This is a genomic window from Actinomadura chokoriensis, from assembly GCF_041463665.1.
GTDB lineage: Bacteria > Actinomycetota > Actinomycetes > Streptosporangiales > Streptosporangiaceae > Spirillospora > Spirillospora chokoriensis_A.
In genome coordinates, this window is record NZ_JAXCEJ010000005.1 from 82036 (window position 1) to 107096 (window position 25061).

The window sequence follows — 25061 nt, forward strand, 5'->3', positions numbered from 1 at the left end:
CCCACCCGGCGACCGCGCGCAGCTTGTGACCCGTCGCTTGAAGGCTCGGGCCGTGAGTCCCCGGCGTTCGTGTGGTCTGCCGGGCTGCCAACCGTTTCGCTGCCTGGACGTACTTGACTCCGACCCTTTCCGTGGAGCAGATATCGGCCCAGACGCTCGCCGAGGGCCGGTGACGGTCGGACACAGCCGGACAGACGAGAGAAGCGCCCGGACCTGTTCTTGCAGGTCGAGCACTTCTTGCTGCTGCTTGGAGACATGGGCAGGGGCGGAGTCGAACCGCCGACCTTCCGCTTTTCAGGTCACAACGTCTGAGCGCTGTACTGACCTGCGAAAACCCAGGCCGCTCACGAGCGAGAAGCCGATAAGCGGATTGTGTTTCCGTCAGACTACCGCGCTGTGTTACCTGACGGCTATCCAATGCATGCGGCGGTCATGCCTCTGGCTCAGGTCGCCGAGATGTTCACGGCAGGCCCACCTGGCGCAGTCTCCGAGAGATCGGAGAGCAGCAGGGGCACCAGCCGCTCCTCCATGACAGCGCGGCCCGCCCGGCGCATCCGTGCGGCCAGGACGGGGTCCCAAGGGCTGGATGCGGGGGAGCCGCGCAGGGGCTCGGAGTCTCCGGCGGCCAGAGCAGTTTCGTAGTCGGCGGTGGACATTCGCCAGGGTTCGGCGCCGTAGCGGTCGATTGCGGAGGCGGTGGTGCGCAGACCGGTCCAGTCGAAGTCGCCGCGCCAGCGGATCTGCGCACCGGTTCCGGCGATGGACGTCAGCAGCCGGTTGCAGGCCGCCGAGGGAATTCCCTCTGTGCAGATCAGCGGCATGGCGACCGGAGCGGAGACGGCAGCGCGCAGCACCGACGGGTTCTCGCAGACGTGCACGACCGTGGCGGACCGCTCGATCGGCATGGTGACGAGTTGGTGCAGAGTGATCCGGAAGGGCGTACGCCGGGCGGCTGCCTGAGTCAGCCAATCGGCCAGGGGACCTTCGCCGTCCGCGGCGAGGCCGAGGACCAGGACCTGGCTGGAGAGGTCGTCGATGATGACGCCTACGGATTCCCAGAGGGCCCGTTCGGCTTCTGCGCCACGCGGCTGGTCGGCCTGCGCGCGGTGGACGAGGGCTCGCTGGACCAGCCCGGCGAGCGGCGTGCCGGACAGCGCCTTGGTGTCTCCGGTGGCGCGTTCGGCGATGACCGGCAGCGGGCTGCCGGGGGCGGGCAGCAGATCAAGGACGGAGACGGCCGCGCCGATCAGCGCGGTGTCGCCGCGGTGGATCAGCCGGGTGAGCGTCCCGTCGGTGGTCAATGCCTCAGCCCACGCCCGGTACCAGGCCGTTCCGGCATGCCGCCCCGCCACCAGTGCCCGTTCCGCCGCGTCCCGTGCCGTCTCCTCGGCGGCCGCCGCCACGGCTCGCGGTGTGATCGGCCCCGCCAGGGCCTGCACGGCGGAATGCAGGTCGGGTGCGATCGCGGCTTGGGCCAGCGTCGCGGCGACCCTGTCCAGGGGGACGGCGACCGAGCCGCCTCGCACTCCGGCTCGGCCGGAGCCCAGCAGGGCGCGGATCGCGCGCAGTTCGGCCTCGGACGGCCGCGACAGGATCAGCCGCCCGCTCAGCGTCCGCCCCAGCTCGATCCTGCGAGCGAGCGCCGCGACCAGCCGGGCCAACTCCGGATCGCCGAGCGTCCGGCGCAGCCGGGGAAGATCGACGGCCGCGGACACCGTCAGAACAGCCCTTCGGTATCCGGACCGGGCTCAGGTGCGCGCGGCGCGGGAGGCCGGATCGCGGTGCGGCGTTCGACGCGGATCGGTTCGCGGCCGTCCCATTCCCAGGTGGTGACGTGGACGGCGTCCACACCGTCGCGGCGGACCAGGTGATGCGCGGCCAGGCCAGGGACGGTCGCGTAGAAGCCCCACTCACGTTCGGAGGTCATCACCACGTCCAGATCGAAGGTGGTGAGAAGACCGAGGCACTTGGCGCGGGCGTCGTCGTCCACGCCGGCGAACGCCTCGTCCAGTGCCACCATGCGCGGCGCATGCGGGTGGGCGGAGCGGTAGTGCGCCGACGCGGCGGCGAACAGCGGCAGCGACACCGTCAGCACGCGCTCACCGCCGGAGGCCGGTCCGACCGCGCTGCGCCATCGGCCGTCCTGGTACCGCTCGATGACGAAGCGGTGCCAGGATCGGTAGTCCAGCGCCCGGCGCAGGTGCTCCTGCCAGGTGCCGTGCTCGTCCTCGGCGCGGACCCGCTCGATCTCGCGCTGCAGGAAGTCGCCGACGGCCCCGCGGTCGGCGGGCGACCACAGGTCGGCGTTCTGCCGGAGCAGCCGGGCGCGGGCCTCGGCGAGCCCGGCGGGGCCGTCCGGACTTGGCTCCCAGCGCAACCGCAGCCGCATGCCCGTGGAGGTGGGACGCTCCTCCAACTCGGCGTTCATGAACCCGACCTGCGCCTCCGCCTCCGTGATGAGCTCTTGGAGATGGCTGGCGACGTCGTTGATCAGGTGTTCTTCGAGCAGGTCGCGTTCCTTGGCGGTCAGCATCCGCTCGCGGTAGTCGATCTCGCCGTCCAGCAGCTCGGTCAGCTCGGCGGGGGCGCGCTCGCGGCCCTGGAACTGGATGGTGACCACGAACCAGTCGTCCAGGCCCGCCACCGCGTGGTGCCCGTGCCGCGAGAGCGCCTCCGACAGGTCGGAGTAGTGGCGGGTGATCTCGTCCTGGACGCGGCGCCAGGCATCGTCCCCGTCATCGACGTCGCGCAGGCGCTCCTCGGCGCGGCGCGCGAGCCGGACCGCGGGGTCGGCCGCCCAGGCGTCGCCGGTGCCGGGAATCTCCACGTCGCAGGCGAGCGCAAGCAGGCCGGTCGCGGCGAATCGCCGCAGTTCGGTGACGGCGCTCTCCCGGCGGCCTCCGGCCTCGGTCAGCTGCTCGGTGAGCTGCTCCTCGCGTCCTTGTGCCTTGGCGTGCGCCTGCCCTGCCCGGCGTTCCTCGCCCTCCAGACGGCGGAGTTCGGCATCGAGTTCGGCGATGCGTCGCCTGGTGTCCTGGAGCCGTCGGCGCAGCTCCTCGACGGACGCCCCGATCGACTCGCGCAAGGTCTCCAGCCGGCCGCGCTCCTGCGCCGCGCGGACCTCGGCGGCGCGCGCCTGGTCGCCGGCCTCCGCGGCCTCCGCGGCCGCGGAGGCGAGCTCCTCGGTCCAGGTCGTCAGCTCGGCGAGGCGGTCGGCGTGCCGTCGCGCGGCCGCGAGCAGAGCCGACGTCGCACGCCGGTAGTCCGCCAGCGCCGCCCCGACGGTGGCGAGGCCGTCCGGCTCGGCGGGTAGGCCGACGTCGTCTGCGGCCTGGTCGCGTTCGGCGACGGCTGCGGCGTGGTCGCGTCCGGCCCAGTTGGCGTCCTCGGTCGCCTTGTCCACACGGGACCGTGCCTTCTCCAGTTGCCCGGCCGCGCCGGTGACGGCGCTGTGCGCATCGCGAAGCGGTTGGTCGTCCGGTACGCGACGCAGCTCGGCGGCCAGCATGTCACGGCGGCGTTCGACGGAATCGACGGCCGCGCGGGCCCCGGCGACGGCGCGCTCGGCGGTGGCGATGAGCTCGGCCAGTTCCGCCAGCCGGCGGCGGCGCGCCTCTTCACGGGCGCCCGCTCCGACAAAGCCGGCGGCCTCTTTGGACCAGGCTCCACGCAGCGGACCGACACCCCAGCGGCCTGCGGTGTCCACCCAGCCGGGGGCGTCCTGCTCGCCCAGCCCGATGCCTGCCAGTACGGCCGACACGGTGTCGGGTGCCAGTGCCGCGGCCTGGACGTCATCGGGGTCGATCGCGACGGTGAGAGCCGCGGTGAGCGGCCGGTCGGCGGTGCTCCCCGCCTGGACGACCACGTCGTGGGCGTCGCGGTCCAGCAGTGCGCCCTCGGGGGTGATCCACGCGTCCAGCAGGCCGGAGGCCTCCAGCGCCGCCTCCAGGCGCGCGCGCTCGCCGGTGGTCAGGTCGTCGGAGAAGTCTACGACCTGCCAGAGCGCCGCCCCGGGACCGGTGCGGATGCCCGCGCCGCGCGTGTGGGGGACGATCGGACGGTCGATGACGCCCGCTTCCAGGCGTTCCCGCTCGGAGGTCAGTTCGTGCAGGTCGGCTTCGGCGGTCCGCAGGGCGGTGTCGGCGGCCGCGCGCTCGGTGGCCAGGGTGCGGTGGGCCTCCTCGGTCGCGGCCCGGAGCGCGGCCAGTAGCGGATGCGGGCCCTCCAGGGTCTCCGCCCAGCCCTCCAGATCGACGTCGGCCGGGTCGGGGGCGGTCAGCTCGGTGAGCGAGCGACCGTAGTCGCGCCACTGCCCGATGTGCCGCTCCGCCTCGTTCGCCAGCGCGTCCTGGGCTTCGCCGAGAGTGTCGGCGGCGGCGTCCCGATCGGCCTCGCGCTCCCCGAGAACCCGCCGCGCCTGAGCCAGCTCGGCTTCAGCGCGCGCCGCCTTCCCGGCCAGCCGCGTCACATGCGCGACGGCCTCGGCGCGGCCCTCGGCAAGGCGTACCATCTCCCGTTCCGCGGCAATCAGTGTCGCCTCCTCGGCCGGGTCGAAGGCGATGCCGGAGTGCGGGCCGGAGATCCCGGCGAGCTCCGCGGCGGCGGCGAGGGGGAGACGCGCCTCGGTCAGGGCCGCGGCGCTGTGCTCGGCCGCCTTCGTGGCCTTGTCGTGCCGGGCCTTCCGCTCCGACCGTGTCCTCTCGGTCCGCTCGGCGGTCTGCCGGGCCCTCGCCGCGTCCTGCTCGGCCTGCTCGGCGTACCGCTGGGCGTCCGCGAGGTTCTTCAGCCGAGGGTCGGACTGGAGCTCCTCACGGACCGCCGTCTGCTCGGCGTGCTCGACGCGGGCCGTCTCCAGAAGTTCGGCGGCCTCCGCCTCCTCCCGTCCGGCGCGCTCGATCTCCTCGCGCACTCCGGCGAGGGAGCGCTGCGCGGCCTCGTACGCGCTGTGGGCCGTGCGCAGTTCGCGGGCCTGCCGGCGCGCGGCGACCGAGGCGTAGCGGCGGTACCGGTCGACGAAGCGGGCCACGTGGCGGCGGGTGTCGCGCAGGCCGGTCAGTTCCGCGCGCTGCTGCTCCAGGTCGTGGAACGCGGTCGCGATGTCGCTCAGCACCGCCTGGTCGAGCGGCGTGAGGGCGTCCGACAAGGCCGCCGAGAGGCGCTTCTCGTCGGGGCGTTTGGACAACTGGGGCTGCCGGAGCTGGATGAGCAGATTGATCAGCGCGTCGTAGCGCTCCTCGCCCAGATGGAACAGGTGTTCGTCCAGCATCCGCCGATAGCGTTCGGCGCGCTGGGTGACCCGGCCGTGCAACCCGATCGCCTCGGTGAGCCGGTCCCGGGTGAGCGCGGCACCCCCGGACCCGATGAGGAACAGGTCATGGCCGACCCGCTGCGAGGTCACGAAGAACCAGCGGTCGGCGATGCCGCGTCCGGCGACCGCCTTCAGCGCCACGCCGACGGTGAGGTAGGCGCGTTCTCCGTCCTCGGTGATCCGGCCGAACTCCAGCCACGTGTACCCCAGCCGCTCGTCGTAGCGGCCGCCGAGAAGCAGGTTCCACTCCATCCGCTTGCCCCGGTCACCGTCGGGCTCGACACGGCTGGGAGTCAGGTCGCCGTCCAGCAGGAACGGGAGCGTCAGAGCCAGCACCTTGGACTTGCCGGTGCCGTTATTGCCGCGGAACAGCACTCGGCCGTCACGAAACCAGAACTCCTGGTGGTCGTAGTAGAACAGGTCGACCAGGCCTGTGCGCAGAGGCTGCCATCGCGCGGCGCGGGCCACCGGCAACTCCGCCGGTGCGTCCGGGGCCGCGGACGCACCGGTCGCGTCCGAACCGGCGGTAGCCGTCATGGCTCTTTCCTCTTCCCGATGATGGTGGCTTCGAGATACCCGAAGCGGGCCAGTGCCGGCAACGGCACCACGTCTTCGGCGGCCAGCCGCACCAGCCCGAGAGCGGACAGCCGGTGCAGGGCATGGGCGGTCAGCGCACGTTCGGCGCCGGGATCGCGGACGTTCTTGCGCCAGTGCGCCTTGTGCTCGCGGATGAGTTCGACCATGCGCTGCTCCGCCGCCTCGATCGCCACGGCCCGCGCACCCGCTCGCAGCCGGTCGGAGAGGAATTCGGCCAGCAGCAGCGTCGCGTGCCCCTCAGTGCCCTCCTCCGGCATCCCGAAGTCGGTCGCCTCGCGGGTCGGGTCGATCAGCGCGATGCCCTCGGCCCGGACCTCCGCCAGGAATCCGGTCGCCTCCGTCAGCCGCTTCAGCAGCGGACCGCGCTGCATGTCGAGGTAGGCGCGCTGCTCAGGGGACAGGTCGGTGTAGTAGAGCACCGGGTCGTCCAGCAGGCGCCGGGTGAGGGCGTGGCGAATCATCCGGTTGCGGCCGTCGTCGGTGTCGGGCAGGAGGTCCTCGGTGATCGCGGTGAGTCTCTCATCGTGTTCGCGGGCGTCCACCAGTGAAGGGCCGCGCCGCGTCACCGGCAGCACCGCCAGCACGCGGCGGTCCACGTCGTACAGGGCATCGCCGCTCCGGTTGACGAACGCCTGCTCGTCACCGGCCACCTTCACCAGCGCGCCCAGCGACAGGAGCAGCTGCGCCACTGCGACCAGGTCGCCGCGCTCGTCCCGGTCCTCCATGGTGAAGGCGACGCCGGCGCGGGCGATCTCCTCGTCGGCGGCGAGCACGACGACCCGGTCCACCAGCCAGCCGAGCGTGACCTGGGCCTCCGCACGCTCCAGTGCGGCCAGCGCCAGACATGCCAGCACGTAGCGGCGCCGGCTGAACGGCTCCCGGGCACGCGCCCCGCCGTCGCGGACCCGGGCGGCGCGGCTCCCGTCGCCGAGGTCACCGGGGACCTTGCGGAGCCGGGCGACACCGGGGTCGGTGTGCAGCGACCAGCCCGCCTCCCGCGCGAACCACTGGGCCAGGTACCCGGCGTGCCGGCGCACGAGGGCGTACTCGGCGTCGCGCGGCGTGAGCAGCGGTGTGCGCAGCAGGATCCGGACGGCGCGGCGCCGCTCCTCGTCCCGCTGGGCGTCCAGGACGTCGGTCAACGCGCCCGTCACGAGCGGACGGCCATCGGTTCCGGGCCGGTCATGAGGTCAACGATGGTGATCTCGTGGTCGGGGCCGCGCAGCACACCGTCCTCGGTCTCGACCTCGGCCAGGCCGCCGACCGGTTTCAGGGTCACCGCCAGCGCGCCGTCGGAAGTGCGCGTGCGGATCGCCCCGTCCGGCCCGGGTGGGCCGGCCGCCAGCGCGTCGCCCAGCAGCCGCAGGAACAGGGCGAACTCCTGGCGGTCCAGGACGGCGATCTCGCTCAGCAGGACCGCCCGCCCGGTCGCCAGCCGGCGGCGTGCCGCCTCGGTCTGCTCCCGCTCGGCGGCCACCTCCCGGGCCAGCGACTCGCGCTCGACGGTCCGGTCGCGAACCCGTTTCGGCGCGCCGCGCTTGGCGTAGTGACCGGCGGCCCGCAGCCGTGCCGACACTTCGACGCGCGGAGCCTCCAGCCAACTCGTGGCGGCGGGCACCTCGGCGATCGCGGCCCCCGGTTCCGCGGTGAGGTGCCGCGCGGTCGAGAGCCCGAACGCCGCCCGCCACAGGCGGTGCGCGTCGTGCTCCGTGGGGGACTGGGCGAACCACCGGGCCAGCGCACGGAAGTCCGAGGACCGGTCGCTGCGTCCGGCACGGCGCTCCTGCAGCACGCTGATCGTGGCGAGCAGATCCGGGATCGCCTTGCGCGCCCGGGTCCGGAGCAGATCGGCTTGGCACGGGTGGCCGCGCCCGCCCACGAACCATGACCACAGGCCTGACCAGCGGTTCTCCCAGGCGGCCAACTTCTCCCCGGTGGCGGCGCTCACGGTGGCGGACGGCGCCTCCTCGGCCGCCGGTCTCGTCGCTTCGTCCGGCACGGCGTCGGCGGCCTCGCGCCCCGCGGCAGTCGCGAGCAGGTCCGCCACACGCTCGGGCGGCAGCGCTCGCAACGTCGTGGCGATGTCGTGGTGCTTGACGACCAGCTCGGAAACGAACCTTTCGAGATAGGCGATGAGCCGGTCCTTGTAGGCCAGGAACGCCTCCTCGTCGACGTCCTGGAGTTCGATGGTGCGCTGCAACCCGCCCATGAATGCGCTCGCGTTCGCGGCGAGGCTGTCCAGCCGGCCCATCAGCTCCAGGAGCAGGTTGTGGACGACGGGCGGGTCGGGATGCCCGGGCAGATCGCGCAATGCCCGCAACCGCACGCGGATGTCCTCCAGCGCGACTGCCTGAAGCTCTCCGCGGCGACCGATCTCCTGCTCGTACACCTCCAGCGCCCGCTCCGCGGCCTCGCCCTCACGGCTGAGCTGGTAGAGGTGCCGGGCCCGGTAGAAGTCCTCGACCGTGGTCACCCGGCTCGTGTCGGGATCGGCGCGCAGGTTCCCCCACTCGGCCAGGCTGCCCAGCGCCTTGTCGACCGTCTCCTGCGACAGCCCGGAACCACCGTCGCGGCGCAGCGCCTCGGCCACGTCCTCGGGTCTCAGATGGACGACGAACCGCCGCTTGTTCTGCACGAAGACGCCCATGACCCGCCGGTAGGTGCCCGACAGCGGCGTGTCGAGATGCGCGAACGGTCTCGCGGTCTGCGGCTCCATCACATCCCCCGGTCGGCCGCGCTCTCCCCAGTCCAAGCCGCGCCGCCGTCGCCGCTGCCGGGTCGTCGGCTGGGGCGGGGCACTGCTCTGTGGACGAGTATCACCTTAGCCCGGTCGTAGGTGCGGATGGGCTTCGGGTGCTGGCGGCTCGGCGGCCGTAGCGGCGGAGCATCTGGGGTGATGACCAGCCGTTCGGGCAGCCGCAGGCCGGTCGCCTTGAACAGCGACAGGTGGCGAAGTCGCGGCGCTGTGTGAAGGTCTTCCCTTCGCAGTGCTTGAGGAGCTTGGTGAGCTCTTCGCCGGTGAAGACGGGGACGACCTTCTCGCCGACGGCGGGAGGGCGGAGCTTCGCCATGGGGTTGGGCAGCTCTTCGTCGGAGGACCACCACTTGAAGAACTGCTGCAGCGCCCGGTATCGGTTGGTGGCGTTGCTGTCGGAGTAGGTGTTGAGCAGCCAGACCGTCCAGGCGCGGACGTCGTCGGCGGTGACGTGGTGCCGCTTGGTTACTGACGTTGCCGTCAGGGTTGCCGTCACCGGCCGGTGTTGTCAGGCGACTTTGATTGAGTGGGGACCGACGCTGACGGTGATGTCGACGTGCCCGCCGAGCGCGGTGGCGTAAGCGCGGAGCGTCTCCAGTTCCATGGCTTCAAGGTTGCCGTTTTCGATCTGGGAGACGCGGGACTGGGAGACCCCCAGGATCTGGGCGACCTCGGCTTGCGTCTTGCCGATGGCCTTGCGAAGTTCCTTGAGGTGGTGGCCGGCGACGTAGGCGTCCAGTTCGGCGCGTGCCTGGGCCTGGCGCTCGGGATCCGCCAGCTCAGGGTTGCGGCGGTGTGCTTCGGCCTTGATGTCCTGCCAGCGGCGTCCGGTGCTCATCGTCCGCTCTCCTTGTCCTTCGCTGCCCGGTACTCGGCGTAGCGGGCCTCGGCCAGTGGGCTCGCCTCGTCGTACCAGCGTGACCACTGCCCGGCCTTGTCTCCGGCCACCAGGAAGATCGCGGCACGGTCTGGGTCAGAGACGAACAGCATGCGGATCTCCGATCGTCCTCGGCTGCCGGGCCGCAGCTCCTTGAGGTTGCGCATCTCGCTGTGTTCCAGGGTGTCGACGAGCGGCCGTCCTAACGTCGGCCCGACCTCGGCCAACCTGTCGATGGCCTGCTCGATCAAGGCAGCTGTGTCCAGCTCGGATTCACACAGCTTGAGGAACCAGCTCTCGACCGGTTCGAGGAGGATGACATCCCAGGGCACCCCCCACCCCCACCAATATAACCTCTAGCTCATACTGCGGAGCTGACCGCCCGCTTCCTGGTGACGTCCGTTGCCGTCAAACACAACGCCCCGGGCCTCATGGCTCCGGGGCGTTTTTGCTGGTCAACTGTGTGGGCAGGGGCGGGGTCGAACCGCCGACCTTCCGCTTTTCAGAAGTAGCAACCACCCTGCCGCCACGGTTCCTACCGAGGTCGGACGGTGCCCGACGTGCGCCCGTGGTGGGCTTTGGTTGCCGTCGTTGTCGTCAGGGCTGTCGTCACCTGTCGGCCCGGCGACCTCGGTCCTTCAGTCGTCGGACGTGCCGCTCGTGCTGTCCGGCGCGGCGTCGCTGGGCACGGTCGATGAGCAGCGTTCGGGGGTCGGCTGCCAGCTCGTACAACTCGACCTCGAACGGGTCGGCGTCGTACTCGATGAGACGAGCCAAGGCCACCCGGTCCTGCTCGACGGTTCCCCGCTGGCGCACCTGGTCCCGCCAGGCCTGCCCACTCACCTCCACCGCGTCCATGCATCGATGGTAACCGGGCCGACCGTCAGCGTATGGCGAGAGGCCGCATAGGCAGAGGACAAGTCGATTCGGTGCGCAGGGCCGACCACGGCCCGAGCACCGGAAGCGCCGCGTCAGCACCTTGATCTCAGCCTGTAGCGAGCCGACGGATTTACAGTCCCACCGCCAAACTCCCCTGACCTGCGCCTTCGCACACAGGCCGTCGAACTCCGGCAAGTATTCGGCACAGCCGTCGGGAAGTCAGGAACAGCGGGTGAGCTGAGCTGCGTCACCGGCAATTGCCTGCGCGCGCCAGCATCTCGGCCATACGTGGTCATCATTCGGATAGCTCGCTACAGCTTCGGCGAAGTCGGGTTCGTCTCTGAAGTGGGCCTCTTCGAAGCTAGCGGTCCCCCCGAAACGTGCCTCGCGGAAGTGGACTTGTCGACCAAACTGCGCATTCTTGAACGAAGCATCCCCTTTGCAGTGAATGTTGTCAAAAAAGGCATCATTCTCAAAGTGAGCTCCGAAGAATTCTACATTTCCATTGAAGTGAGACATGGCAAACATGGCGATTTCGCCAAAATTGACCAGGTCGAATGAGGTTTCGCCAAAGCGAACCTTGAAAAACCCTGTGATTCCACTGAAGCGGGCCCCCATGAAACTGGCGGACCCGCTAAACAGGGCTCTGTTGAACCAGACGGGCCCGTCAAAGTGCGCCCCATCGAATACGGAAACCCCATTGAAATGAGCTTCGAGGAACCTGGCCTCTCTTGGACGGCAATGCGTGAACTCGAAGTCGACAAGGTGGGCACCGGTGAGGTCAATGTTGATGCCGCCCCAGTAGGTGGGAGGGGGTTCTTGATCGGGTGAGGTTATGGTTAGGTGGCGTTTCAGCAGTCGTTGCGCAGTGAGACGCACCTGAAGTTCCTGCAATGGTGCATCGCTAGTTTCTGGGTCATGGGGGGTGTGGTCATCGGGTTGCCTAGACCGATCAGCCTGGCCGCCGTGGTCGGTGAATGGTGATTTGAAGGGCATCCGAAGGTAGGAGCACACAACATCGGTGACTGTCTGTCGATAATAGGGGTGGTCTTGGGCCAGCCGTTCCAGGGAATACAGCCCGCCCAGTCGGACGGCGGCTTTGTCATGGCCGAGCAACTCGACGGCTTGGCCGTATTCGACGTGGGCTTGGACGCGTTCGGCACGTTCGCCGGCGGCCTCATCGACGCGTTGGCGGCGGTATGCGGTGACCAAGGCGACCAGGGCACCAACTCCAGCGACTAGGGCGAAGACGAGTTTGAGTAGCTCCAGGACGTCTTTGGTGTCGAGCGGCATGGGTTCGGCGTGGGTTGGTGATCCCAGCAGCCACAGCAGCAGGAACCACGCCGCAACCAACAACACCACCGCAGCGGTGAACGCGAATGTCAGCGCCCTGCGAATTGACCACAAGCCCAGCGTCTTGTGCGCGTCCTTGATCGGCCGGTACTCCGGTGTTTGCTTGCGCCGTCCCATGGAGCCCGATGCTAGAGACACCACCACCACGCCGGTAGGACTTTCGGAAAACCGCCGTCCACGCCCAGACAACTGAACTCACTAGGAGCGCGACTCTGTAGGTCCCCAGGCGTGCAGCGGTGCCCCTGCTGTCTCAGCCTTCTCCCCCCACCCCGAGGAGACCAGTACCTTGCGGTGGGCTGGTTATGTCAAGACGGTGTAGCCATCACGGAGTGACGCCCGCAGGGCGGCGCTAACGGCTTCTGGCCGTCGCCCCCTCGACAGGTTTCGGGTTAGGGGGATCCCTACTTACAACCTAGCTTGCAGCGTCCCCGCGCCGGGGGATTGCTTGTGCCCTTGCTCTTGGGGTCGGTGGCTGGGCAGTGGCGCAGCCCCGTGACCGCCGTCAGCCGGGGCTCCGTTAGCACCCCCGTTGGCACGCACGTCCGTCCCGGAGGGTGCGCCCGCGCGAACGGCGAGACGGTGTGACAGACCGCTTCGCGCGGGCGTGCCCTCTGGCCCGCGGGGGGCTGGGGGCCGCGAGGCCCCCGCTTCGCACCCGTCCAACCGGCGATTATCCTAAATGAGGCGGCCGATGAAGCCAACGGTACAGCCTGGATTGAGTCAAGTACCGCCACCATTTGCCGGAGTATTGCCTTCGTCCGCCTCTGTCGTTCGCTGCCGGTCGCGGCCCCTGCGATTCAGAAAGTAGGTCCCAAACCCCAGAGCGCCGAGCGCCGTAGTAATCGCTACCAGCCAGTTGGTTATGGAACCCACCATCGAACCAGCCTGGCGAGCCAGTGTAGCTACCGACATGTTTCTTTCTACTGTTACGTTCACTTGGAAGAATCGAGTAGGGACTCTTGCTTGATCTTTATCGTCCTCCAGAAGGGTGAGTCCAAGGACAAGATGATATCTTCCTGGCTTTTTTGCGGATACGCTCCACACCCAGGATGCCCAGTCTCTCTCTTTCCTTACTCGCTGAATGTTGGCACCGAGTTGCTTTATTTTTATATCCTTATTGCCGCCAAATATTTCGGCCCGCAGCCTTCCTCCTGCTTTGAGTGCCCGTGAAGGCTTTTTCTCGCTGAAGGAATTCGCTTGATGGCCGATCTGTTCAGCTTCCGGAGGGGGGCAACCCGATTCTTCAGCAATCTTTGGGCCGCAAACGTACGCTGATAGCAATAGGTCATTTCCGGTATCGCCCAGGCCTTTTCCTGGGACCACCACCATGGCATTGAAAATGCTGGTAGACTGCCCAGCTGCCATTCCCAAGTACCGGGGACGCATTATAGTCAAGGCTGTGACGGTCAGAGCTATAACCACAAGTGCTGCCGTGAAACCTGCAGCTACTGCTTTTCCTGGTTGAAGCCTAGGAAGGTTATGATCACTGGGCATGCTACCTCTCAATCAACATCAATAGGAGGCGCATTCTAGGCCACCCAAGGCTAGACGGAGGGTAGTTTGGCTGGGACCGGCCACCTCTGAAAGGGGAACGGATAGGCGCGGGGCTAAGCGGCCAAGTCTCAGGACCTGCCATACCGGGAACGGAGACGTCAGCTTGGTCGACACGTGCTTGCGGGGACCAGGCTGGACCCTCCGTCGGTAGGAGGCTTCTTAACTTCGCCAGTGGTGGACGGGCGACGCGGCGCGGCGGGACCGGACGGAACAGGCCGCACGCCCGGCGCGCCGGGGCGGGCGGCCGCCGGCGACCGCGGAGCGGGCGCCCTTGAAGACGTAGAGAAAGTTCTCATCGGGCGCGGCCCGGACGTCGTTGACCTGCGGGTTTAGTGCATGAGTCTGGTCAGGGTGCGGCGGGTTTGGTCGGCGAGGCTGACGGCTGCGCCGAGTCGGTTGTCGATGGTGTGGTGTGCGGCCTTGGGTGGGTCTTCGGTGTTGAGGCCGGCGGTGTACTCGTCCCAGTTGGCTAGTTTCCAGCCGTCTCGGGCGGCGTCTCGTAGCTCGATGTACTCGTGCATGGTGTCGATGTCGCTGTGGACCCAGATGGATGTCACGTCTACGCCTTTGGCTTGGCAGCGGTGGGTGAGGCGGGGGAGCCAGTTGGGGTTGTTGAGTTCGGTGATGAACGGGGCGGCGAGGATGATTGATACGCCGCAGTCGATGTTGCCGTAGGCGGCGTTCATCAGGCATCGGTACTCGTGTGGGCGGACCTGGGTGCGGTAGAGGTCGGTGTGGCGGTCGTGCTGGTCGGCTCCGAGTGAGATGAGCAGGCGTTCGGTCATGCGGCGGGTGAGGGCGTCTTTGTCCAGGAGGGCCCAGCCTGAGAGGTCGGCGAGGAAGCGGGCGAACTCGGTTTTGCCGGATCCGGCGTATCCGCCGACCAGGACCAGTACGGGGTTGCCGCCGGCGTTGGCGACGGCGCGGCCGTGCCAGGCGTTGGCCAGGCGGGTCTTGAGGGTGTCGGCTCCGGGGAAGAACGCGGACAGGTCGAACGGGGTCCCGTCGTTGCCGGGCTCGTGGCCGTGGGCTTGGGCTGCCATGCGTTCCAGGACGGGCAGCGCGATGTTGTGCGCGCGGGCGAGGTAGGGCAACCAGTCGTCGGGGATGCGTAGCCCGCGTTCCCAGCGGGACACCTCGTGTCGGGTGATCGTGTCAGACCCGGCGAGGTCGCAGAGTTGGGCGGCGAGGGCGCGTTGGCTCCTGCTGCCTCGTAAGCGTGCCAGATATGCGCCGAATGCTCGTCTTGCCTCGGTCGTCATGGGCGGCTACCTCCTGTCGCAAAGTCTGGCCCCCTGCTGGCCCCTTGTCAGGCTCCTTTGTAAGTCGCGGCACGGCGAGAGGCTGGCGGGGCGGTTGACGACATGCCGCACGGGCCGTCTTTCGGCTCGTCCACCACCCCATGAGGAACCCCGCGATGGAAACGCGTACGCAGATCGAGGAGCCGGCGCTTCGTCGGCTTCGGGAGGAGTTCACCGGTCATCGGATCTGGCGGGCTCGGCGCTGGGATGGGCGCCTGGGTGACTGGGTCGCCACTTTGCATGATCCGGCCGCCGGTGTGGATGCGACGGTGATCTGTTCGGACTCGGCCGCGCTGCGTGAGGCGCTTGTCCGAGAGCGGGACCTCGCGGAGCGTCTCGTGATGAAAAGGGCCTGGTGATGGTGGCATGGACTCCCCCGCCATCACCGGATGGGGCCGTCCCTGCGCTGGGCAGGACGGCCCTGGGTGAGGCTGAGGCGGCGCGGCGGGTGCCTATCCCCCCGGATGCACTCGTCGCGTCGCCTCGGCCGTTCACCGCGCGGCGGCTGCTCAACCGGCTCGGCCGTGCCCTGCGGCGGCGTGGGTGGAGGGTGGAGCGGCGGTATGCCGAGACCCGGCCCCTGCTGCGGGTGCACTTCCCCGATGTCGCGGGCCTGGGTGAGAGCATCACCGTCGTGGGCGGGGATGGCGGGTGGTGGTACCGGTCCAGTACCGGGGAACTGCTCGCCCCCTGCGCGGATATGCGCCTGGCGGTCGCGCGGGTGACGACGGCGCTGGATCGGTGGATCGCGGCGGCACGCCTCCCCTGGGAGACGGACGGGTCCTGATGGACGCCGGGGCGGCCCTGGCCGAGGTCGCCGAACGCTTCGGCGTCCATTGCTGGTGGGGGTCGCACACCCGGACCTACTGGGCGCTGGTCCGCGCTAGTGACGGGTGGCGGCTGGTGGAAGCGGTGTCTGTCCGAGAGCTGGCCATGGCCATCACAATCCCCGAGGGGTGGCCATGGCCTTGATGGCCGCGCGGCAGGAGGCGGTGGGGTGCCGTAGGTACCTGCCGCGCGGCCATCGCTATTCGAGGTCGGGTGGGACGGGTGCGGGCTGTCCGGGGCCGGTGTGCACGGCTTCGAGGATGCGGCGGGCGGTCTTGGCGGGGTCGGCCTGGTCGGTATGGATGACGAGATTGAAGACGGGTGTGTCTGCGGCCTTGAGGTCGCTGCGTGTCTCGTCCCATGCCTGGAGGCGGTTGGGGGTGTCGACGTCCCCGCGGTGCTTGGCCCGGTCGGCGCAGACCGTTCGGGGAATCCAGAGGAGGACGGCCGTCCAGTCGAGCGGGACGGCGGCGCGTAGGCGCTGGAGGTCGGCGAGGTTGCCCATGTGGACGACCGGGACCTTGCCGGCCTCGACCAGGGCGGCGATGTCGTCGCGGTCGACGGCGTAGACGTTGCCGTAGCGGTGGGTCTGGACGACCAGTCGGCCGGCGGCGCGTAGCTCGTCCAGGTCGTCGGACGTCACGGAGCGGTATCCGGTGCTGCGGCCGGTGCCGACTTTGAGCTTGGGCAGGAGGGTGTACCGGTCGTCCTGGCGTGCCAGCTCGGCCGTGACGGTGTCCTTGCCGCTGGTGGGAGGGCCGTAGAGGATCACGCCGGGACGGGTCATGGCAGGACCCTACGCAACGCCTCCCGCGTCTGGTCGGCGATGCTGATCGCTGCGCCTAGCCGGTTGTCGACGGTGAGGTGAACGCCCGGCGGGCTGTGCTGGGTGTCGAGCGCGCTGGTGTACTCATCCCAGTTGGCGAGCTTCCAGGCATCGCGGGGGGCGTCACGGAACTCGATGTACTCGCGCATCGAGTCGACGTCGCACCGAACCCAAATCACCGCTACATCTACGCCCTTGGCTTTGCAGCGGTTGGTGAGACGGCTCAACCAAGCTTCGTTCTTCAATTCGGCGATGAACGGGGCGGCGAGAATGGTGGATACGCCGCAATCGATGTTGTCGTTGGCGGTGTCCATGAGGCACTTGTATTCGAGCGGCCTGACCTCATTCAGGTAGAGGTCGGTGTGGCGGTCGTGCGGGTCGCCGTCCAGCGAGGTCAAGAGACGTTCGGTGAGACGTCGCGTCAGTGAGTCCTTGTCGAGAAATGCCCACCCGGACACGTCGCCGAGGAAACGGGCAAATTCGGTCTTGCCAGATCCGGCGTAACCGCCGACCAGCACGAGCGTGGTCGTGGCGATGCTGCCGCTCATCGCGCGGCCTCGCCATGCGCTGACCACCCGGGCTTTGAGCGCGTCACCGGCGGTGGGGTCGGGGTCCTGGGTCTGGTCGGACACTCGCTCCAGGCCCTGAGTGATCGCGTTGGCCGCGTCCTCGGTGGCTGCGGGGCTGAGCGGGCTCGGCAAAGGAAGGGTGAGGTCTCCGCTCTCCTCGGCGGGGAGGGGAAGACGAAAGCCCAACTCCGGCTCGGTGGCCTCGTACATGAGGCAGTAGGCCCGGCGGTAGTGCGGGCCTGGGTACATGTTCCCGTTCTCGTGTTCCCACAGCGTTTGAAAGTTCGCTGCGACCCTGAGCCCTCCGCGGTGGGCGACTTGCCGCAACTTGTCGCCTGCGGCCTCCAGACTCAAGCCGTGGTTCTCCCGGCGTTGGCGAAGCTTGCGGGGCTGCCAACCGTTTCGCTGCTTGACCGTGCTCAATTCCCGGCCTTCCGGTTACCGCAGATATCGGCACATATCGCCATGTGCTCGCCGTCTGCTCTGGGGCGTGAAAGCGGACGTATAAACGGACGTGAAAGAACCCGATGAGGGATTAATGATGGGCTTCGCGGGCCTCCTGAACTGAAATACCGGTGTGCCGAACGAGAGAACGGATCACGATGGGAGGCGGTCACCGGTGGTGGCGGGCGGAGAGCAGGGGCGAACTTCTCGGGAGCTGCTGGAGCTGATCCTCGCCGAGTTGGAAGACCTCACTTGCCGGGTCGACCAGCTGGCGGAGGCTCTGGAAACACACTCTGCTCAATCCGGGCGACGCGCTCACCAAGATCGCGGACGGCGGCCAGTACTTCCGTGAGCTGCCTCAACGTCACGTCGTCGCCCTCGGCCGCCGGCGGAGTATCGCCGGATGGGCGGACGTCGGCCGTGTCGCGGACGAACACGCCCTTGCCCTGCTGTCCGACCACGACACCTTCGGTCCGCAACACGCTGATGGCGGACTTCACGACTCCCGCGGACACCTCGTACTCCTCGCGGAGACGGGCCGTCGACGGCAGGGCCTGCCCCGTGGCAAGGCGTCCGTCCCGGATCTGTTGCCGCAGGTCATCGGCTATCTGCAGGTATCCGGGTCGCCCGGTCCTCTCGACCACTCGTCTGCCTTCCGTCGGGGGCTCCGACTCCAGTTCAGCACACCTGAACGGCCAAGGAAACCATGACTGCCTTGACAGCTTGGCCTGCTAGGCCGACTATGTTGTCTAAGTAGTTCGACGAACCTCGGAGGTTCTCCATGCGCAACATCCCGGTGGACGTGTCGGCGCTGACGTTCGTGTGCGTCTCCCCGCCGCGTCCCAAGCTGGTCAACCAGGACACGGGGGAGGTGAAGACCGACCGCAACGGCCAGACGGTGTTCACCGTCGGCTTGTCGGCCGCCGATGCGATGGGGCGGGTGGACCTGCTCAACGTGGCGGTGACCGGCGATCAGTCGGTGACGATCGGGGAGGTGGTGACGCCGGTCGGGCTGGTGGCGTTTCCGTGGGAGGCGGTGCTTGGGGGTGAGAAGCGGTGGGGTGTGGCCTTCCGCGCCGACCGCATCGCGCCCGTGTCGGCCGTCCCGCCCTCGGCCCCCTCGGCGTCCTCGTCGGGTGCGTCCGCTTCGGCGGGCGTGGCCTGAGCGGCGGCCCGGTCATGAACGACGCGTTGATGGTGTTCGGGGTCCTGGCCGCTGCGGCGGCCGGGCTCTGGGCCTGGCGCCGGTACCACCCGGCCTCGTTCTGGTACGGGATCGGCTTCCCGGTCCGGGCGGTGCTGGTGTATCTGACGTGGCATCACGTCGCCTCGGGCTGCAAGCTCACCCGCAACCGGCGGCGGTTCCGCCTCACCCTGGACGCCATCCCGGTTGTCGGCCCTGCGTCCCGGTCCGCTGCAACGGTGGTCGAGCACAAGCGGCGTGTGCGGCGGGTCGACGTCGAACGTTCCCCGCGTCTGGGTCTGCTGCGGCCGACCCGGCTCGGGTGGCGTATGCGGCTGCGGCTGCATGACGGGCAGGTCCCGGCGGACTACGAGAAGGCGGCTGAGGGGATCGCGCACGCCTGGCGCGTGCACTCGGTGCGGGTGGTCGACGTCCGTCCGGGCTTTGTCACCCTGTGGGCGACCATGCGTGACCCGCTGGTCGACGTCGCCACCCGACCCGAGACCGGCGAGCTGCTGACGGTGCGTCCGGGGAAGCTGGAGAACGGCCGTGACTGGCTGATCGACCTGCGCACGGTCCCGCACTGGCTCAACGCGGGCGCGACCCAGTCCGGCAAGTCCAATCTCGCCAACGCCCTGATCAAGGGTCTGGCTCCGCAACCGGTCGCGCTGGTCGGCTTCGACCTCAAGGGCGGCGTGGAGTTCACCCCGTACGCGCCTCGCCTGTCGGCGCTGGCCACCACCCGCAAAGAGTCGGTCGACCTGCTGGCCGACCTGGTGGGCGAGGTCGAGCACCGGATGGCGCTGTGCCGGGCGCACGGCGCCCGCAACGTCTGGACGCTGCCCGAGCACCTGCGGCCCTTCCCGGTGGTGGTGCTGGTGGACGAGGTCGCGGAACTGTTCTTGATGGCTGACAAGTCGGAGAAGGAGGAGGTGTCTCGGACGGCTACCGCGCTGCTGCGGATCGCGCAGCTCGGCCGGGCGTTCGCCGTGCACCTGATCGTGTGCGGGCAGCGCATCGGCTCCGACCTCGGCCCCGGCGTCACCGCGCTGCGCGCCCAACTCTCGGGGCGGGTGTGCCACCGCGTCAACGACCCCGAAACCGCCAACATGACCCTCGGTGACCTGGACCCGGCCGCCCTGGACGCCGCACGCGCCATCCCCGCCGAAACCCCCGGCGTCTGCATCGTCGCCGGGCAGGACGGCGCATGGCACCGCGCCCGCTCGGTCTACGTCCCCGAGAACGAGGCCGAACACGCGGCCCGCGAGTGGGCGCACCTGACCCCGGACTGGGATGCACTGATCGGCACGGTCCCGGCCGTCGACCCGGCCGCATAACCCGCCCGGCCCTTCCCACTCGCTTCTTCTCCTTCGGCTCGGCGTGAGCCCTGATCACGCCACGTCCCTACCCGACCCATGCCCGAAACCCGTCCCTGGAGGCTGCCCGATGGTCGCCCGCATCCGCGCCCTTCGTCCCCGTCCTCGGTTCGTCGCCGTCCCGTCCCCGTCCTCGCCGTCCGGCTCCTCCTCGGGTTCGTCCCGCTCGGTGGTGTCGTCCTGGGACGTGTGGCCGGTCGGCGTCGAATGGGACGACTTCCGCTCCCTGCACCTGGCCCGATGCCAGCACTGCGCCGACTCCTTCGCCTCCTCCTCCTGCGGCAAGGTCGACACCTGGGCCAACACCCACCGCTGTGACCCCGAACTCGCCGCGCTGCTCGCGCTCGTCGACAACCGGCGGGCGGCATGACCCGCCGCATCCTGGGCGCGGTCACCGACTCCGGGCCGGTGGTGGTCCTCGCGGGGATCGCGGCGGCGGGGTCGTTCACCCACATCCGCGACACCGCCACCGAACACGGCCAAACCGGGTGGATGGCCTGGGCCATCGCCGTCTGCATCGACCTGACATGCGTCATGGCCGCCGGGGAACGCCAGCGCGACAAGAACACCGGGCGGGCGACGGGGCGGCTGTCGTGGCCGACCGTCGTCCTGGTCGGCGGGATCCTGCTGTCCCTTGCCGCCAACCTCGCCCAAGCCGACCCCTCGGTGTGGGGCTGGATCACCGCGGGCACACCAGCGGGCGCGTTCCTGGTCGCGGTGTCGATGCTGGAACGCCGCAAAGCCGGCCCGGCTGCGGCGGCTCGTCCCTCACCGGTCCCGGGCGCCTTCGGACACCCGTCCCCGGCAGGTGACTCGGCCTCAACACCGTCCGCCTCTCCGTCTTCGTCCTCGGCTGGCTCGCCTGTCCCGTCCTCGGTGTCATCGCCGTGGGTGGTGTGGGAGGACGACCGGCCCACGGTCGCGGCTGCCGCCCCTGCCGTCCACCACAACACCGAGCAGGGCCAGGACGAGCAGGACGGCCAGACCTCCATCCCCGTCCCTGCTGCCGCCGAACAGTCCGCCTCGCCCTCGTCCCTGTCGTCGTCCGCCCCGTCGGGCTCGGCGGATCCGGCGGGGCCGCTGGTGGAGTTCGCGCGCCGCGTCGCCACCGAACACCAGACCCAGCACGGGCGGCCCATCACCCGTGACGCGCTCCGCGCACGCCTCGGGGTCTCCAACCAGCTCGCATCCGATCTGCTCCGCCAGCTCCGCACCGAAACCGCATCCCTCGCCTAACCCACTGGAGGAACCCGCAATGACCGCCCACACCGACCCGACCGGCCAGACCGAACAGACGCGCCCGGTCGTGCCCGGTGACCTGTTCGCCCGCCACCAGGTCATCACCGGCCTGCGCGCCCTGGCCGACTTCCTGGAGGCCAACCCCGGCGTCCCTGTACCCGAGTACGGCGAGACCTTCGACGTCTTCGCCCGTACCGGCGACGACACCAGCTCGGCCGCGCTGGTCGACCACGTCGCCGCACTCCTGGGCGTCCCCGTCGATGACGACCGCCCGCTCGGCGGCCACTACAAGGCCGCCAAGTCCTTCGGCCGCATGGCCTACCGCATCATCCACATCCCCGACCAGCGGCGCCGCGAGCACGAAGCGGAAATGAGCTACCGCGCCAACATCCGCCTCGACCCCGACCACAACCAGGACCGCGACCAGGGCACCGGACGGGCGGCCTGATGACGACCGGCCAGCACCCGGCACCCTCGCGCGTGCTCATCCCGTTCGTCCGGCTCCTCGTCGGGTGGGTGTGCGGGACCTGCGGCGGGGGCGGGGTCTCCTCCGACGGGTCCACCTGCCCCGACTGCAACGGCCACGGCCACACCTACTAAGGGGACTTGCCGATGTTCCTGCGCCGCTGCGCCTTCGCCTGCTTCTGGCTCGTCGTGAGCCTGTTCGTCCTCAACCACCCCGAGAACGCCGCCCATGCCGCACGCGCCATCGTCGCCGGCCTCGCGCTGCTGGCCGATGGCCTGTCGCGGTTCGTGTCGGCGTTCTGAGTCCGCCCCCGGCGTGGCCCACAAGCCGCCAAGCACGAGTGCCGCGCCGGGGGCCTCGGTCCCGCTCCAACCGCCTGAACGGATAGGGAGACCCGTCCATCGTGCCGCAACCCGCTCCACACGTCACTGCACTGGCCGCCCGCGACATGGCCAACCGGTACAACCGCGCCGACTTCCGCGCCTGGGCACGCCGCGCGCACTCCACCGGCGGCTGCGCCCAACCGGTCCACCTACGCGGCCGTATCACCCACCTGGACCCGCTCACCGGCGAGATCCTGCACCACTACTCGACCGCGCAAGAGCCGGGCGGGGCGCTGCGGGTGGCCTGCAAAACCCGGCGCGCATCGCGGTGCCTGGCGTGCGCCGAGACATACCGCGCCGACACCTACCAACTCGTCCGCGCGGGCCTGGTCGGCGGCAAGGGCGTTCCAGACACCGTGAGCACTCACCCGGCCGCGTTCGTCACCCTCACCGCGCCCTCGTTCGGGCCCGTCCACTCCCGCCGCGTCGGCAAGAGCGGCGGAGTGGTGGCCTGCCGCCCTCGACGCGATGGCGGGCCTTGCCCGCACGGGCGCCAGGTTTCCTGCACCGTCCGCCACTCCGCTGACGATCCGCGCCTCGGGCAACCGATCTGCCCCGACTGCTTCGACTACTCCGGAGCCGTCCTGTGGAACGCGCACGCCCCGGAACTGTGGCGCCGCTTCACGCTCGCGTTCCGCCGCTACGTCGCCCGATCGGCAGGGCTGCGGGTCTCCGACCTGCGGGACGTGCTCACGGTGTCGTTCGCCAAGGTCGCCGAATACCAGCGGCGCGGCCTGGTCCACTTCCACGCCGTCATCCGCCTCGACGGACCCGGCGGCCCCAATGCCTCGCCCCCGGCCTGGGCGTCCCTCGACCTGCTCAAGGCGGCTGTGGAACACGCGGCGGGCGCGGTCACCGTCTCCACCCCTGCGGCTGGCGACGTCCCGGCCACAGAGCACGTGTGGGGATCGCAGATCGACGTACGTCCCATCGCGACCTCGGGGGAACTGACCGATACGGCGGTGGCGGGCTACATCGCCAAGTACGCCACCAAAGCCGCCGAATGCGTCGGCACCCTCGACCGCCGAGTACGCCCCACCGACGACCTGGCGAGTCTGCCTGTGAGCGGCCACGCCCGACGGCTCATCGCCGAATGCCTCCGCTTGGGTGCGATCCAGGACTACGCCGGGCTGCGGCTGGCCGAGTGGGCTCACATGCTCGGCTTCCGCGGACATTTCTCCACCAAGTCACGGCGGTACTCCACCACCCTCGGCGCATTGCGGGCCGCACGCGTCGAGCACAACCAGCGCCAACACGCCGACGACATCACAACCGGCCGCCTGCCCTTCGACGACGACCAGGTCCTCGTCATCGCCCACTGGCGCTACCTCGGCCAAGGCATGACGCCGGGCGAAGCACTGCTCACCGCTGCCCTCACCGGAAAACCCATGCCACCTCTCAACCCGTCCACCTCGCCACAAGGGAGCACGAGTTGACCGACCTTGTCCTGACCGTCGACGAAGCGGCCGAACGCCTGCGCGTCAGCCGCTGGACGCTCTACAACCTCATCCGCTCCAACCAGCTCCGCACGGTCAAGATCGGCCGCCGCCGACTCGTCCCCGTCAACGCCCTCGCCGAATGCCTCGACAAGCTCTCGGAGGTTGCTGCCTGATGACCACAACCGCACTCGCCACGCCGGAGGAACCTGAGCGGCGCAAGCCTCGGAAGGCTCGTTCTCGTCGGCGTGCCAACGGTGAGGGGACCATCGTCCAACGTAAGGACGGACGGTATGAGGCGAAGGTCTTCGTCCCGACGACTGCCGGGACCATCAAGCGCGTCAGTGTGTACGGCAAGACTCGTGACGAATGCCACGCGAAATACGTCAAGCTCAAGGCACAGGCTGACGACGGGGTCCCCGTCGCCTCCGTGAGCTGGACGGTAGAGCAGTACCTCGCGTACTGGCTGGACAACGTCGTACGGGTCGAACGGCGGCCCAAGACCGTCCAGGGATACGAGAGCGTCACCCGGCTCCACCTCGTCCCTGGGCTGGGTAAAAAGCGGCTCGGAAAGCTGACGGCCCGCGACGTCCGAGCGTTCATCTCCACCGTCCGCGAGTCGTGCCAGTGCTGTCGGCACGGGTGGGACGCCAGCCGGGACAAGCCGCGGTGCTGTGCTCTCAAGGGCGGTGAGTGCTGCAAGTCCCGGCTCTCGGTGCGCATGGTTCAGTTCGTCCTGGCCGTGCTCCGCAACGCGCTGCAATCGGCCGTGCGTGAGGAGATCCTCACGCGGAACGTCGCCCGGCTCGTCACGGTCACCACTCCCAAGTACAAGGTCAACCGGGGCCTCACGGTCGACCAGGCGCGGGCCGTGCTCAAGGCGGCGCAAGACGAGCGGCTCCATGCCCTCTACGTCCTGGCGCTGTGCCTCGGTCTGCGGCGCGGGGAACTGCTCGGCCTGCGATGGGAAGACATCACCCTGACGCCGTGCCGTGCCTGCGGGGGAGAAGGCGGCACCCTCGACGGCGCCCCGTGCGCGCACTGCGCAGAGACGGGCATTCAGGATGCCAAGCTAGAGGTCGTCCAGACCCTGCAACGAGTCGCCGGCGAACTGCGGTTCGTCCCGCCCAAGACCGACGACTCAACGCGAACCATCCCGCTGCCGGACCTGTGCGTCACTGCGCTCTGCGAGCACCGGGTGAAGCAGAACGCAGAACGGGCCGACGCCTGGCCGCGCTGGCAGGATCACGGGCTCGTCTTCCCGTCCCGCCTCGGCACTCCCATGGAGCCGGACAACCTTCGCCGTAGCTGGGGCCGTATCCGTGCCGCTGCGGGCCTCGGCTCGATGCGGCTGCACGACATGCGCCACACCTGCGTCTCGCTGCTCCTGGACCTCGGCGTCCCTCCGCACATCGTGCGAGAGATCGTTGGACACAGCGACATCGAGGTGACCATGACGATCTACGCACACGCGGCCCTCGACGAGAAGCGCGCGGCCCTGCGGAAGCTGGGGGATGCCCTCGGCTAGGGACGTTGTCGTCAGGACTGTCGTCAAAAGGCCCGGAACCGAGACTGGTTCCGGGCCTTTTGGCTGGTCAACGAGGTGGGCAGGGGCGGGGTCGAACCGCCGACCTTCCGCTTTTCAGGCGGACGCTCGTACCGACTGAGCTACCTGCCCAGGACGCGC

Annotated in this window: 26 protein-coding genes and 1 tRNA gene; 12 read left to right on the forward strand and 15 right to left on the reverse strand. The window is 69.3% G+C overall.

Going from position 1 to position 25061, the window contains the following annotated elements; translation table 11 throughout:
• Positions 1-443 precede the first annotated feature (443 nt).
• The 11 genes from SM418_RS10870 to SM418_RS10920 all read right to left on the reverse strand — a co-directional run bounded on the left by SM418_RS10870 (position 444) and on the right by SM418_RS10920 (position 14585).
• Positions 444-1715, reverse strand: coding sequence for a TIGR02679 family protein (locus SM418_RS10870; protein WP_371940732.1), 1272 nt, complete (start codon positions 1713-1715; stop codon positions 444-446).
• 2 nt (positions 1716-1717) lie between these two features.
• Positions 1718-5845 (reverse strand): TIGR02680 family protein, encoded by a 4128-nt coding sequence (locus tag SM418_RS10875; protein WP_371940731.1) that lies wholly within the window; start codon positions 5843-5845, stop codon positions 1718-1720.
• Positions 5842-7059 (reverse strand): TIGR02678 family protein, encoded by a 1218-nt coding sequence (locus tag SM418_RS10880; protein ID WP_371940730.1) that lies wholly within the window; start codon positions 7057-7059, stop codon positions 5842-5844. Before SM418_RS10880 ends, SM418_RS10875 begins: the two co-directional genes overlap by 4 nt.
• Positions 7056-8621, reverse strand: coding sequence for a TIGR02677 family protein (locus tag SM418_RS10885; protein ID WP_371940729.1), 1566 nt, complete (start codon positions 8619-8621; stop codon positions 7056-7058). The genes SM418_RS10880 and SM418_RS10885 overlap by 4 nt, the downstream gene beginning before the upstream one ends.
• A gap of 100 nt (positions 8622-8721) precedes the next feature.
• Complete coding sequence (locus SM418_RS10890; protein WP_371940728.1) at positions 8722-9156, reverse strand: site-specific integrase; 435 nt, start codon at positions 9154-9156, stop codon at positions 8722-8724.
• A gap of 12 nt (positions 9157-9168) precedes the next feature.
• Positions 9169-9498 carry a helix-turn-helix domain-containing protein gene (locus SM418_RS10895; protein WP_371940727.1) on the reverse strand — a complete coding sequence of 110 codons (330 nt, stop codon included), beginning with the start codon at positions 9496-9498 and terminating at the stop codon, positions 9169-9171.
• Complete coding sequence (locus SM418_RS10900; RefSeq protein ID WP_371940726.1) at positions 9495-9869, reverse strand: type II toxin-antitoxin system RelE/ParE family toxin; 375 nt, start codon at positions 9867-9869, stop codon at positions 9495-9497. The genes SM418_RS10895 and SM418_RS10900 overlap by 4 nt, the downstream gene beginning before the upstream one ends.
• A gap of 277 nt (positions 9870-10146) precedes the next feature.
• Entirely contained in the window at positions 10147-10395 is a 249-nt protein-coding gene (locus SM418_RS10905) for a hypothetical protein (RefSeq protein ID WP_371940725.1), read from the reverse strand.
• Positions 10396-10635: 240 nt separating this feature from the next.
• Entirely contained in the window at positions 10636-11886 is a 1251-nt protein-coding gene (locus SM418_RS10910; RefSeq protein WP_371940724.1) for a pentapeptide repeat-containing protein, read from the reverse strand.
• Positions 11887-12489: 603 nt separating this feature from the next.
• Positions 12490-13098: a hypothetical protein gene (locus SM418_RS10915; protein ID WP_371940723.1), complete on the reverse strand. Its 609-nt coding sequence runs from the start codon at positions 13096-13098 to the stop codon at positions 12490-12492.
• A gap of 554 nt (positions 13099-13652) precedes the next feature.
• Positions 13653-14585, reverse strand: a complete 933-nt coding sequence (locus SM418_RS10920; protein ID WP_371940722.1) for an AAA family ATPase — start codon at positions 14583-14585, stop codon at positions 13653-13655.
• 155 nt (positions 14586-14740) lie between these two features.
• On the opposite strand from SM418_RS10920, the gene SM418_RS10925 reads away from it, so the two are divergent.
• Together SM418_RS10925 and SM418_RS10930 are read left to right on the forward strand one after the other, a co-directional pair.
• Positions 14741-14983, forward strand: a complete 243-nt coding sequence (locus SM418_RS10925; protein ID WP_371940721.1) for a hypothetical protein — start codon at positions 14741-14743, stop codon at positions 14981-14983.
• Positions 14984-15072: 89 nt separating this feature from the next.
• On the forward strand, positions 15073-15411 hold the full coding sequence (locus SM418_RS10930; RefSeq protein ID WP_371940720.1) for a hypothetical protein: 339 nt from the start codon (positions 15073-15075) through the stop codon (positions 15409-15411).
• Between the two features lie 240 nt (positions 15412-15651).
• Here the strand turns inward: SM418_RS10930 and SM418_RS10935 are convergent, their stop codons facing one another.
• The 3 genes from SM418_RS10935 to SM418_RS10945 form a co-directional block, all read right to left on the reverse strand.
• Positions 15652-16239 carry a guanylate kinase gene (locus tag SM418_RS10935; RefSeq protein WP_371940719.1) on the reverse strand — a complete coding sequence of 196 codons (588 nt, stop codon included), beginning with the start codon at positions 16237-16239 and terminating at the stop codon, positions 15652-15654.
• Positions 16236-17270, reverse strand: a complete 1035-nt coding sequence (locus tag SM418_RS10940) for a P-loop nucleotide/nucleoside kinase family protein (RefSeq protein WP_371940718.1) — start codon at positions 17268-17270, stop codon at positions 16236-16238. The genes SM418_RS10935 and SM418_RS10940 overlap by 4 nt, the downstream gene beginning before the upstream one ends.
• Before the next feature lie 269 nt (positions 17271-17539).
• Positions 17540-17935 carry a winged helix-turn-helix domain-containing protein gene (locus tag SM418_RS10945; RefSeq protein ID WP_371940717.1) on the reverse strand — a complete coding sequence of 132 codons (396 nt, stop codon included), beginning with the start codon at positions 17933-17935 and terminating at the stop codon, positions 17540-17542.
• Between the two features lie 137 nt (positions 17936-18072).
• Between SM418_RS10945 and SM418_RS10950 the strand changes: the two genes are divergently transcribed.
• The 10 genes from SM418_RS10950 to SM418_RS10995 all read left to right on the forward strand — a co-directional run bounded on the left by SM418_RS10950 (position 18073) and on the right by SM418_RS10995 (position 24902).
• A complete protein-coding gene (locus SM418_RS10950) occupies positions 18073-18456 on the forward strand; it encodes an SCO3933 family regulatory protein (RefSeq protein ID WP_371940716.1) in 384 nt (127 codons plus the stop codon).
• 14 nt (positions 18457-18470) lie between these two features.
• Positions 18471-19811, forward strand: coding sequence for an FtsK/SpoIIIE domain-containing protein (locus SM418_RS10955; protein ID WP_371940715.1), 1341 nt, complete (start codon positions 18471-18473; stop codon positions 19809-19811).
• A 109-nt stretch (positions 19812-19920) separates the two neighbouring features.
• Positions 19921-20220, forward strand: a complete 300-nt coding sequence (locus tag SM418_RS10960) for a hypothetical protein (protein ID WP_371940714.1) — start codon at positions 19921-19923, stop codon at positions 20218-20220.
• On the forward strand, positions 20217-21086 hold the full coding sequence (locus SM418_RS10965; RefSeq protein WP_371940713.1) for a DUF2637 domain-containing protein: 870 nt from the start codon (positions 20217-20219) through the stop codon (positions 21084-21086). The genes SM418_RS10960 and SM418_RS10965 overlap by 4 nt, the downstream gene beginning before the upstream one ends.
• Before the next feature lie 19 nt (positions 21087-21105).
• Positions 21106-21537, forward strand: coding sequence for a hypothetical protein (locus SM418_RS10970; protein WP_371940712.1), 432 nt, complete (start codon positions 21106-21108; stop codon positions 21535-21537).
• Positions 21537-21689, forward strand: a complete 153-nt coding sequence (locus tag SM418_RS10975) for a hypothetical protein (RefSeq protein WP_371940711.1) — start codon at positions 21537-21539, stop codon at positions 21687-21689. The genes SM418_RS10970 and SM418_RS10975 overlap by 1 nt, the downstream gene beginning before the upstream one ends.
• A gap of 6 nt (positions 21690-21695) precedes the next feature.
• The gene (locus SM418_RS10980; protein ID WP_371940710.1) at positions 21696-21857 is read left to right on the forward strand and encodes a hypothetical protein; all 162 of its coding nucleotides are present in this window, start codon (positions 21696-21698) and stop codon (positions 21855-21857) included.
• A 101-nt stretch (positions 21858-21958) separates the two neighbouring features.
• Positions 21959-23374, forward strand: coding sequence for a replication initiator (locus tag SM418_RS10985; RefSeq protein WP_371940709.1), 1416 nt, complete (start codon positions 21959-21961; stop codon positions 23372-23374).
• Entirely contained in the window at positions 23371-23550 is a 180-nt protein-coding gene (locus tag SM418_RS10990) for a helix-turn-helix domain-containing protein (protein WP_176404131.1), read from the forward strand. Before SM418_RS10985 ends, SM418_RS10990 begins: the two co-directional genes overlap by 4 nt.
• A 254-nt stretch (positions 23551-23804) precedes the next feature.
• A complete protein-coding gene (locus SM418_RS10995; protein ID WP_371940708.1) occupies positions 23805-24902 on the forward strand; it encodes a tyrosine-type recombinase/integrase in 1098 nt (365 codons plus the stop codon).
• 76 nt (positions 24903-24978) lie between these two features.
• Here the strand turns inward: SM418_RS10995 and SM418_RS11000 are convergent.
• A tRNA-Phe gene (locus SM418_RS11000) sits at positions 24979-25052 on the reverse strand.
• Positions 25053-25061: the final 9 nt, after the last annotated feature.